General features: G+C 49.0%; 13 protein-coding genes and 2 pseudogenes. 1 reads left to right on the forward strand and 14 read right to left on the reverse strand.

What is annotated here, in order from left to right; genetic code table 11:
- From H8S55_RS13535 to H8S55_RS13565, 7 genes are all read right to left on the reverse strand, one after another.
- A partial coding sequence (locus H8S55_RS13535) for a virulence-associated E family protein (protein ID WP_186879336.1) occupies nucleotides 1-1085 on the reverse strand: 1085 nt, incomplete at its 3' end.
- Complete coding sequence (locus tag H8S55_RS13540; RefSeq protein WP_186879337.1) at nucleotides 1063-1707, reverse strand: CHC2 zinc finger domain-containing protein; 645 nt, start codon at nucleotides 1705-1707, stop codon at nucleotides 1063-1065. The genes H8S55_RS13535 and H8S55_RS13540, both read right to left, overlap by 23 nt.
- Before the next feature lie 65 nt (nucleotides 1708-1772).
- Nucleotides 1773-3353 (reverse strand): MobQ family relaxase, encoded by a 1581-nt coding sequence (mobQ, locus tag H8S55_RS13545; RefSeq protein ID WP_186879338.1) that lies wholly within the window; start codon nucleotides 3351-3353, stop codon nucleotides 1773-1775.
- Nucleotides 3354-3538: 185 nt separating this feature from the next.
- Complete coding sequence (locus H8S55_RS13550; protein ID WP_002569224.1) at nucleotides 3539-4063, reverse strand: hypothetical protein; 525 nt, start codon at nucleotides 4061-4063, stop codon at nucleotides 3539-3541.
- Nucleotides 4064-4364: 301 nt separating this feature from the next.
- Complete coding sequence (locus tag H8S55_RS13555) at nucleotides 4365-4661, reverse strand: DUF3847 domain-containing protein (protein ID WP_186879339.1); 297 nt, start codon at nucleotides 4659-4661, stop codon at nucleotides 4365-4367.
- Nucleotides 4654-4995 (reverse strand): replication initiator protein A, encoded by a 342-nt coding sequence (locus H8S55_RS13560; protein ID WP_118651881.1) that lies wholly within the window; start codon nucleotides 4993-4995, stop codon nucleotides 4654-4656. The genes H8S55_RS13555 and H8S55_RS13560 overlap by 8 nt, the downstream gene beginning before the upstream one ends.
- Entirely contained in the window at nucleotides 4992-5180 is a 189-nt protein-coding gene (locus H8S55_RS13565; RefSeq protein WP_002594810.1) for a hypothetical protein, read from the reverse strand. Before H8S55_RS13565 ends, H8S55_RS13560 begins: the two co-directional genes overlap by 4 nt.
- A 482-nt stretch (nucleotides 5181-5662) precedes the next feature.
- Here H8S55_RS13565 and H8S55_RS13570 point away from each other — a divergent pair, with 482 nt between their 5' ends.
- Nucleotides 5663-6469 (forward strand): helix-turn-helix transcriptional regulator, encoded by an 807-nt coding sequence (locus H8S55_RS13570; protein WP_006060470.1) that lies wholly within the window; start codon nucleotides 5663-5665, stop codon nucleotides 6467-6469.
- A 61-nt stretch (nucleotides 6470-6530) separates the two neighbouring features.
- On the opposite strand, the gene H8S55_RS13575 is transcribed toward H8S55_RS13570, so the two are convergent.
- From H8S55_RS13575 to H8S55_RS13605, 7 genes and pseudogenes are all read right to left on the reverse strand, one after another.
- Nucleotides 6531-7493 (reverse strand): DUF3658 domain-containing protein, encoded by a 963-nt coding sequence (locus H8S55_RS13575; RefSeq protein WP_014078537.1) that lies wholly within the window; start codon nucleotides 7491-7493, stop codon nucleotides 6531-6533.
- A 16-nt stretch (nucleotides 7494-7509) separates the two neighbouring features.
- Nucleotides 7510-7899, reverse strand: a complete 390-nt coding sequence (locus H8S55_RS13580; RefSeq protein ID WP_066548966.1) for a TnpV protein — start codon at nucleotides 7897-7899, stop codon at nucleotides 7510-7512.
- Complete coding sequence (locus H8S55_RS13585) at nucleotides 7859-8221, reverse strand: helix-turn-helix domain-containing protein (protein WP_436233161.1); 363 nt, start codon at nucleotides 8219-8221, stop codon at nucleotides 7859-7861. Before H8S55_RS13585 ends, H8S55_RS13580 begins: the two co-directional genes overlap by 41 nt.
- Before the next feature lie 70 nt (nucleotides 8222-8291).
- Nucleotides 8292-8444, reverse strand: a pseudogene (locus H8S55_RS13590) (Maff2 family mobile element protein); the annotation flags it as partial.
- Nucleotides 8445-8539: 95 nt separating this feature from the next.
- Nucleotides 8540-9427: pseudogene (locus H8S55_RS13595) on the reverse strand (VirD4-like conjugal transfer protein, CD1115 family); the annotation flags it as partial.
- 41 nt (nucleotides 9428-9468) lie between these two features.
- Nucleotides 9469-9627, reverse strand: coding sequence for a transposon-encoded TnpW family protein (locus H8S55_RS13600; protein ID WP_002596227.1), 159 nt, complete (start codon nucleotides 9625-9627; stop codon nucleotides 9469-9471).
- A gap of 142 nt (nucleotides 9628-9769) precedes the next feature.
- The coding region (locus H8S55_RS13605) for an AAA family ATPase (RefSeq protein WP_186879340.1) at nucleotides 9770-10663 on the reverse strand (894 nt) is incomplete at its 5' end.

Consider the following 10663-nt stretch of genomic DNA (forward strand, 5'->3'; position numbering starts at 1 on the left):
AGCTGCTTGGAGCAGACCATGCTCCCGGTGTACTTATCAAGATACGCCTGTATCATCCCGGCTTTGGTGTCCTCCGGCATAAAATCCCGCTGGTGTTCTTTGAGATACCGCTGCATGGCGGGGCTGAAAGCCAGCTTGAACCTGCCGCTTCGGTAAATCTCCATCGCTTCTGCCCACATCTGCTCGATATAGGCTCTGGAAGCAGCTTCATCCTCCAAAATGTGAACCTCGGCTTGCTCCGGGTACACCATGACGGGGATAAAGCGGCGATTGCCGGAACGGTCAAGGGGCAGGAAGTCAAGGGCATTGGAAGTGCCGCCAAACACGCACTGACGTGGGCGGTCTGCCGGGTGGGTTTCATAGGGTATCTTGTAAACCTCTTTCTGCCGGCTTAAAAACGACTTGATTTCTTCGATGCTCTTGGCGTTGGCGGTTGCCATCATTTCCGACATTTCGATAATCCAGTGACCTTGCAGCTTGCGGTACACATTGTCATCGTCCAACTTCCGCAAATCATCGGAGAACCACTCGTCCCGGACTGCCAGCAGACGGAAGAAGGTGGACTTGCCAGCCCCCTGACCGCCTACCAGACAGAGCATGATTTCAAATTTGCATCCCGGCTGAAAGGCTCGTGAGATTGCGCCCAGCAGGAACAGCTTCAACGCTTCATAGGTGTAATCGTCTGCGTCAGCCCCCAGAAAGTGCCGCAGGCAGAAGCGGATTCGCTCTGTCCCGTCCCACACAAGGGAACTTAAATAATCCCGGATGGGGTGGTACTTGTTTTCATTCGCCACAATCCCGATGGCGTTATCAATCTTTTTCTCATTGGTAAGCCCGTAGGTTTCTTCCAGATAGAGAAGCAGATACTTCATGTCCGTATCGTTTAAGGCGGTGCTTTCCCTGTGGAAACCGATGGGCTTTATGATGTCTTTGCGGTCGGTCAGGATGTTGTAGGCGATAGCCCCGGAAAGCAGCGGGTCACGCTGGAATACAGTCAAGCAGTTTCGTATGCTCTGACGGACACCGCCTTTCTCGGTAGTTTCCAGCCCCGCCTTGATTTCCTCAATGCTCTGGGGCGGCTGCATGGCGTTTATGGTGTTTTTTAGTTCTTGCTGCGTCTGCGGCTGCAAGCTCTGCCATTCGCTGTTCAAGCTGTATCACATCCTTTCCGTAGTCCGTAATCAAAGCCGCTTTTTCCTCGGTTTCCCCGAACAGCAGCACATCCAGCAGATATTCCACATGGGCTTGCTTTTGTAAGGCTTCCACAAACCGGGGATGAAAGGCTTCCTCCGGGGAGTGTGGGGCATAATCTTTTCTCCATTCCCGGAGTAGGTGGAGATAATCGGCAAGAATACGGAAGCAGCGGCTCTTTGCTTCTTGAAACTGTTCCTCCGGGGATTTCTGCCGGGGCTTGGGTTTTTTCGCCTTTCCCGGCGGTTTCCAGTCCTCATAGGAAAGCCCGAAGTCCTGTGCCAGTTGTATAGCAGCTTCTTTCTTTCCCAGCCCATACAGGGCGGCGGTAAAATCAATCACATCCCCATCTGCACCGCAGCCGAAGCAGTGGTAACGCCGATCCAGCTTCATGCTTGGGGTTTTATCGTGATGGAACGGGCAGCAAGCCATCCCGTTGCGACCTACATGGATTCCATAATGCTCCGCAGCCTGTCTTGTTGTGACGGACTGCTTCACAGCTTCAAATACATTCAAATCTATCCCTCCTTGAAAATAAGAAAAGCACCTGACATTCTCTGATTGAAAATGGCAAGTGCCTGTTAAAGTTCCATATCCTGTTGTCTGTGTTTCTCCTGTGCCGGGGTGGTTCTTTGTGCTTTTTTCTCGTCAGTCTTATCCTGCAAGACTTCTTTGATGGGCTGCTTCTTGGGCGGCTCTTTGCTTTCCTCTGTGCCGGGGGTGGCTTTCCGTACCCAGTAGCGGATGTCCCGCAGCTTCTTCAAATCCTCCTGTACCTCGGTCAACGGTATTTTCAGGGCTGCAATTTCTTCCAGAAGCGTTTCCTGCTCCTCTTGCAGCTTCTTTTGGGTGCTGTCCTTATCGTCCGGGTGCTTGGCAAGGTAGGCGGCGGCTTTCGCATACCGGGCAACCTCCGGGTGTTCCTGTTTGAATTTCTCCTTTGTTTTCTTAAAAAATATCTTCTGGTACTTCTCATAGACAGGCTTACATTCCTTGCAGTCTGTCCGGCTGGCAAGAATCCCGTCAATCACTTTGCTTCGGGCTTCCTTTGGCTTCATCTGATTGCGGTAATCGGCGGCTGATTTCCCGGACGCTTCCAGAAACGCTTCTAAGTCCTCCACAGTGGAAAGTCCCTTTTGCTGAAGATAAGACAGGGCTTCGCTGACTGCCTTTAAGTCCTGTGAAGTTCCCCGGTTCTGTCCAGCCCTCGTCCAGCTTTTTCGTTCTTCCTTTCGTATCTCCATATATTTCATCAGCAGGTTGGGGAGAAGCGTTGCTTCCTCCGCCGCTTTTTGTTCAAGTAGCTCTTTCCGTTTTTCGCCCAGCTCGGTAATCCAGCCTTTGAGGTTTTGGATAAGCTGCCGGATGGACTTCATCAGATTGTTGGCGGCTCTGATTTCCCGGTTCAGGTTTCCGATATTCGTCTGGATACCACGCTTTTCCATCTGCCGGACAGCAGCCCCCTCATGGACAGTGGGGACAATATCAAGCCCCTGTCTGGCATAGGAACGCAAGTCCACACGCTCCGGGCGGTCATTGGCTTCCAGATAGCGGTTCTGGATGACCTCCCATTCATGCCGCCAGATTTCGCAATACTTCTGGTCGTTCCAATCCACCGTATCCTCCTTGTGGCTTTTCCATCTGCCGGACGGAAGTTTTATCCGTTCCCCGTTTTCGTCAAGGTCATAAACCTTGCGGCTCTTGGGAAGCCATTTTCCATGTTCGTCCATTGCCCTCATAGTGAGCATGACATGGGCGTGGGGATTGTGTCCCGGCGGATGGGGGTCATGGATGGCAAAGTCAGCAATCATGCCTTTGGAAACAAACTGCTTCTGGCAAAACTCCCGGACAAGGACAGCATACTGGTCGGGCGGTATCTCTCTGGGGATGGTAAGCACCCACCGCCTTGCAAGCTGGGAGTTCCATTGTTTTTCCACCGCTTCGGCGGCGTTCCACAAAGTATTGCGGTCTGCATATTCCTGTGGGGCATTAGGTGGGAGCAGAATCTCATTGTGGACGATACCACGCTTTTCCGGGTAGTGCTTCACTTGCTGGTCGTATTCACAGAACAGCTTTTCGCCACTCTGGTAAGCAGCGGCGGCAACCGCAGACTGCCGCTGGCTGCGCTGAACAATCGTGATTTCGTTGTGTGGACAGGGCATTTCGTGTCCCTCCTTTCGCTAATTGGTGGACGGGGTGGCGTTTTACCATCTCATTTTGGGCAGAAAAAAAGCAGGAGACCTTTTTCAGATTTCCTGCTCGGTGTGCCGCTATGTGGGCGGCGGGTATTTAATTGTAAAAGTTCGGGGCAAGTTGACCCGATGTGAAGCTGACAAACTGGAAGTTGTCAAAGAGAATTGTTCCAGTATTCCACAGTATTGCCATTCACATCATAGAATGTAATGGTTCCCGCACTTATAGGCAAAACAATCGCAAAAGGTTTATTGCTGTCAATGTCAAGCACTTGAATTGTGTTGCCGTCATCTATTTCAAGCTGTGTTACCTGTTGCTGATTCATAGAAATAAATGCTCGCTCATTATATCCTTCTACGGTGTACTCGGCAATTCCTCTTTGAACCCCCGAAAGGTTTCCACCCCCACGGAAAAAGTATCCAAAGGAAAGACCAGGACGGTTGACATAGACGGAAAAAGAATGGTCACTCAAATCCTGAGGGTAAGAAATATATGCAGCCATCGTGCTGGAAACGCTTCCATCGACCGTCCAATCATCCTTAATCTTCTGCGACGAACGAATATCTGCCTCCAGCTTAGATGAAGTCACGCCGATCTCATTGTTCGTATAAAGAAAACAAACAAATAAAATACAAGCAAGAACAACCCCTATCACAATTTTAAGAAATATTTTTTTCACGCTATCAAAACTCCTTGTCAACTACCGATTTGTTGTCATCTTCATTATACTTCATTGGCTATCGAAAAGATAGCATATTTTATGAAACTTGTCGGCTGGGAACAGCTTGCAACGCAAGGTGTCCCCAGATGGCAAGTCCACAAAAGGGTAGCTGGCGGCAGCCAGCGCAGGGGAAGCGTAGCGTCCCCTGTATGATTTGGAGCAGACCATGACTGCGGAAAATCACAGCCCTCCGGCGAGGAGCCTTCGGAGAACGCAATGCACCAACCTCTGGGTGGTGTATAATTGCGCCCTTAGTAAACTAAGGAGTTTCCGGCTTCTTCCGTTCCAGCAGTTTTTTCAATAGTTCCTGCGTGTCCTGTCTGTGAAAAATGAGTTTCAACAACAGCATGATATCATCATCTGTCAGGCGTTCCGGCTCTTGCAGAAAACTTTCCAGCATACCGCCACGAGTACAGAGCCGGTGCGTCCGTTCCTTTCTGGTAAGCTGCTTCAACTGATGCTGCAATGCCTTTTCATCATTGATAGCTTTCCGCAGTTTCTTTTCGTTTTTCTCCAGCTCCCGGTTGAGCTTTTCCAGCTTTGAGGTATCAGGCAAGGGCAGCGTCCTCCTTTCCCGGTATCAGCACATAAATCCGGTTTGGTTCTCCCACGCCCTGACGCACCCGCATGATAAGTCCGACAGTTTCCAATTCATTCAGAGAACGCTTGACCGTCATGGGACTGCGGGACAGGACTGCGGCAATGGCTGTGACAGGAAAGCAGACAAACAGGATTCCGTTCTCGTCCTCCTGCCCATTGGAGAGCATAGCGTCCAACATCCGGCAGTACATGACCTTTGCGGTGCTGCTGACTGGAAACCCTGTCAACGCTCTTGGAAAAGCCATACAGGGCGGCAATGGTGTGTCTATCGTCATAAATTCAAAATTCATTCGGTGTGTTCCTCCTTTTTCTTTGCTCGTTTGGATAAATAACGGGGGCAGTGAATCACAACCGCCCGGAAGCTCTGCCTGCACCCATGCTGGCATTTCCGGCATAATTCGTTGTAAGTGACACGCCCCCGGTCATTGAGGTAAAAGGAAAGCTCATGCTTCCTCTTTTTGCTCATTCTCGGCATATTGCGCTTCCTCCCGTTTTCGTGTATGGTTTCGGGGCGATTTTCGGCAAAATTACAGCCATAGAGCCGCTTAAAATCTCCCGAAGTATCAGCGATAGGGTAGACTGTCCCCCTATCAGATTGTCGTGTTTCGGTATCATTTCGGTGTCAGTTCGCCAGTTCTCCCCGGTGTCGTTCCTCCCCTGAATCTCACAGCGGCGTATCGCTCCCTTTGGTATGCTCGTTTTGGTAAGGGTTCCTCCACATCCCTGCCAAAAGTCATGGCACTACATCGCCGGGGAAGCATATCCCACACAGGCTGGTCATTCGATTGGAATAATCCATCGATGAACTACCTGTATCATAGAACATTTTTGTGCCCTGTGCCGTATGTCCACAAAGTAGGAATTCGGGGAAAAATCAGAAATTTCCACGATTGCGGAATTGATATGGTATAATCAATTCAACGGTTATAAATGTCGTCAGAAGGAGGAACTGCTTCAATGAACGGAGCTACTACAATACAGGAACGGCTAAAAGATTTACGATTAAACAAAGGATTAAAACTGGAAGAACTGGCAGAGCAAACGGGTATTTCAAAATCGGCTCTTGGCAGTTATGAAAAAGATGACTATAAGGAAATCAATCATGGTAACCTTATCCTGCTGGCAGATTTTTATGGGGTGTCCCTCGATTATCTCTTTTGCCGGACAGAGAACCGGGCGGAGATCAACACGCCATTAAGGGAGCTGCATTTGAGTGATGAGATGGTAGCACTTCTGAAAAGCGGTCGGATTAACAACCGTCTGCTCTGCGAACTTGCCACCCATAAGGACTTTATCAAGTTTCTTGCGGACATTGAGATTTATGTGGATGGGATTGCCACCATGCAGATTCAGAACCTCAACGCCCTTGTCGATACCGTCCGGCATGAAATCATTGAACGGTATCGCCCCGGCGAAGATGACCCGCATTTGAAAGTGCTGCAAGCCGCCCATATCAGCGATGATGAATATTTCAGCCACATGGTGCTGGATGACCTCAACCTCATTATCCGGGATATTCGGGAAGCCCATAAAAAAGACAGTGAGAGTGCGCCCCAGACCACCGTTGCCGATGAACTGAAAGAAAATCTGGAAGCGGTCGAAAACTTTAAGGGCAGCCGGGATGAAAAGCTCGTTGTCCTTTACTGCAAGCAGCTTGGTATCAACTATAAAAATCTGTCAGATGAAGAATTTCGCTGGCTCATTCGGATTCTCAAAAAGTCAAAGAAAATGGGCACACCTATCAGCCAAAGGAAAAAACGGTAAAGAAAAACCGCTGTTACATGGTTTGTTGGTTTCCATGTAGCAGCGGTTTTTGCTGTGGTTATTATTTCATTCGTTTTCTTAATATCCGGCGATAATTTGTTTCTCCCTTTGGTGCGTCCTGTATAATTTCCAACACACCATCTTCAAGCATTTTATCAATGCGATTAGAAATCCATACATCACTAATTCCAAGTTGATATTTTCCTAAAACATTACCTATAACAATAGCCATTTTGAATTGCTCTGGCTGTTCCGCAATTTCACGAAGAATGAAACTATCATATATATCTTCTGAAACACTTTGCAATTTACCATTTAGCATTGCACGCAAAGGTGCATTTTCATTTTGAAGTTGATTCCATTTCATAGCACAAGCTGAAAGAAATACAGGCTTAGCTTTTTCTTGTAGAGTTATATATTTTCCCCATTCGCCAGGAGAAACCTCACCCCATGCTATTTTGGATGTCATAGTATTTTCTTTTCCATATTCCCAGGCAGGTAACTTAACCAAATAAATTGTTGTCTGACAGTTTAATGGTCGAAGTTGTTTCATAAGCCAGTACATACCGCAAAGTTCATCCGGATTATAGCTATACCAAATACGAACTTCTTCCCCAGCTACATATCGTTCAATAACCGAAGACAATGTAGTTTTAATTTTCTGTATTTTTTCTTCAACCTGATAGTCTAAATCCTCTACAAACCAGACAGACAGCATTTTCTTGAGAACATTTTTCCGCTGTTCGCCAATTCCATTATCAGAAATATCTCCCACACTAAGAGCCATATCAAAACAATAAACATCACTGCTCTTGCCTCCCAATGGAATAGCATTCTCCCAAGCAATATGTTCTTGTTCCTGTGCTTGAATTTGTGCTTCTTTCATTTCATCTGAAGATGGAACACTCCCATCTTCGTGCCTCATAAAGACCGAAACTGCACTTCCTCTATACTTTCCCTTACCGTAAGTTTGGGCAATTTTCAAACTTCCACAGGCACTTTCACCAAATACAATTTCAATCATCTTATATACCTCCGATTTAATTACTCCCGTATGAATAAATTATATCATGCAAAACAATTTCTTCTGCCCGGTTGTGAATGTTATTACAACGCTGCACCCATTCCATTTGTTGAGTTCGCTTCAATTCCTCTGTCACGCCCTCGGTGGCTTTCATCTGCTCCATGATAGTGTCTAACCGTTCCTGTGCCTGTTCGTTCAGGTCTGCAAGATATGTCCACAATTCTCCGGTCAGTATCAATGTATTCAATCTAGCTGGGTGGACTTCCCTTAAATATTCCCGGTGCATCCGTCCGTACTTTCCGATAGGGCGGTGTTCTTCTGGCAGTTTCAAATCTGGGATGTAGTAATCTCCGACAAGGATATAATCAATTCCGTTTTCTGTTATTCTTGGTTTCAATTCGCTCATGTTCCTTACCTCCTGTGGAAGCAGGCTCGTCTGGTACTAACTCAATCACATCGGCAATCTCACAATTCAGCGTTTCGCAGATACGGGCTAATGTGTCCATGCTGATGTGCTTTCCCTCTTTGCTCATGTTGGCAATCATATTCGTTGTCATACCGGCGGCAAGCCTTAAATCTTCTTTTCTCATATCACGCTCTAACAGTGTATGCCAGAGTGGTTTATAGCTGATGTGCATATTGTTTTCCTGCCTTTCTATCCATACCACCGGGGCGGCTGCCCCGGCAGGAACTTTTCTCTTATTATAGCACCAATCTTGTGAAATCACAATTTATTCTTGTAGCCTGCCGCTGATACCGTCTGGATTGGTTTTTCCTTTCTTTTTGTTCCCTTTAATTAGCCATGAACTGTTTCATACCCTGACTCTTGGAGCCCGGGTTATCCGAGCCGTAGCCCTCCAGCAGATTAACCACGCCCCACACGCCAAGGCCAGCACCGAGAGCAATAACGAGGGTCTGTAAAGTGTCGATTGCAGATGAGAAAAATGCCATATAAGCCTCCATTTCTCCGGGATTTTCCCGGTAACAAAAAAGCCGCCCTTGCAGGCGGCAGGTTACAAACTTCGGGACACTTTGTCTCGAAGCGTTTATGCAAAGGCGTCTGGATCGTCGATGTCATCATAGTTGAGGATGTCCTCGTCCTCTTCCGTGAGCGCATCGTCCGGCACAGTCACCTCATACATCGTACACGCCTCGTTCAGACCGGGCCGCCTGCGGCGGTTAATGAGCCTGTCGAGGTCAAAAGCGTTTTTCTGTTTATCGGCCTCCGCTGTATAACGGTAGTTCGGATGCCGTTTCAGATCATACTTGGGAGAGAAGAACGGGGGCAGGCCCCGAAGCTGCAAAATACATTTGTCTCCCGGCATGGTTGCAAGTTCGGCTGGGGTCATCAGTTCCCGGCCCAGCCGCTGGGTATTTTGACTGTAGCTTTCCGACTGACCACGGGAGCGGCTGTCAGTCTGCATACTGATTGTGGCTTTTCCCAGCCAGTTCTCGGATATTTCCTTGATGGTGCTGGCTTCGCGGCCACCGAGGAACACCACGCTATCCATGTTGCCGAGGATTGTCTCGGCGTGTTTATCGTAAATGGCCTTGCACTGTGCCAACTGTTGATACAGCAGGCAAAGACTCACCTCGCGGGAGCGGATAACCGCGACCAGCTTTTCGAGCTGGGGCACCTGTCCCGTGTTGGCTGCCTCGTCCCACAGCACTCGTACATGGTGCGGCAGGCGGCCACCGTGAACATTGTCCGCCCGTTCACACAGGAGGTTGAACATCTGCGAAAAAGCAAGCGCCACTAAAAAGTTGTAGGTCTGCGTGGTATCGGAAATAATGAAGAATACCGCCGTTTTCCGATCTCCGATGCGGTCAAGCTCCAATTCGTCATAGGCCATGACTTCACGAAGCTGCGGGATGTCAAAGGGAGCCAGCCGCGCACCGCAGGAAATTAAAATGCTTTTTGCCGTCTTGCCAGAGACGAAAAGTCAAGGACTTTTTCATCAAATTCAAAAAGAAGTCACATTTTGCGGACTTCTTCACGGAGCATACGCTTGATTTTGTCCTCCATCGTCTCCTTGGCGGTCTCGCTGAAATGGACACGGACGATATAGGTGGTCTTGCCAATCTGCTTTCTGACAGTCGGGCAAGTGGCGGTGTTGGTTGCGGTATTGTTCATTCAAAATCCTCCTGTAAATGAAAAATGCCCGGTGACTGTTCATCATCGGGCGGTGTCGGTATGAGGGAACAAGGCAAGGCGGCAACATTAAGGTATCTATAAAAACCTTGCCGTCTTTGCCACGCTTGCCGTGTTCCTGTTGTCAGTCTCGGAGATAGCAAACCCATACTGTGCCGTCTTTCTCGGTCACAAGTCTGTCTCCGATACGGCTTTTTGCCGTTCTCATGGTGCGTGAGGAAATCCCACGCTCATTGACTGCCTTTTCCAGCTCTGCACTCGGCATACGATTTCCGTCCGCAAGCAGTTCCAGAATAAGCATTTGCGCCTGTGCGGTCTTGCTTTCCGTCTTGGCTGTGTCTGTCCCGTCAAGAAGCTCGTCAGCGGTAATGTCATAAGCCCCTATCCACTCAAAACCTTTCTCATCTCCCAGAGAAAAGGCAAGGGACTGTCCGGGCGGCGCAAGGGAGCTTTTCTCATGGATAAGCACCCTCGTTGTCGGAATGTCCTTCAGCTTGCCAATAAACAGCAGACTGCGGACTGCCGCCGTAATGTCGATAGACCCCAATCCCCGGTAGGTGCTTTGCGTTCCTGCGGCTTTGTTCAGGTGTCCGATCAGCACGATAGCGCACCCAGTAGCCTGTGCAATGTCTCCCAGACTGCGGAAGATGGGACGGACTTCATTTGCCCGGTTCATGTCCACATCTGCGCCCAGAAACGCCTGTACCGGGTCAATGATAACAAGCCTTGCGTTGTTCTCACGGATTGCCCTTGCTATGCGCTCATCGGCAAGGGTCAGAGGTGCGTCCCTGTCATCAATGACAAGCACTCGTTCAAGGTCTGCGTCCGCTTCTATCAGTCGGGGCTTGACGGTATCGCCCAGACCGTCCTCGGCAGTTTGATAGATGATATTGAAAGGCTCAAGTGTCTCCATACCGGGCAAAGGCTTTCGATTGGTGCAAGCCGCCGCAAGGCGCATGGCAAAGTAGGTCTTGCCCTCGCCGGGATTGCCCTGGATAATTGTCAGCTTTCCAAATGG

Source organism: Flintibacter faecis (assembly GCF_014287875.1).
Taxonomy (GTDB): Bacteria; Bacillota; Clostridia; order Oscillospirales; family Oscillospiraceae; genus Lawsonibacter; species Lawsonibacter faecis_A.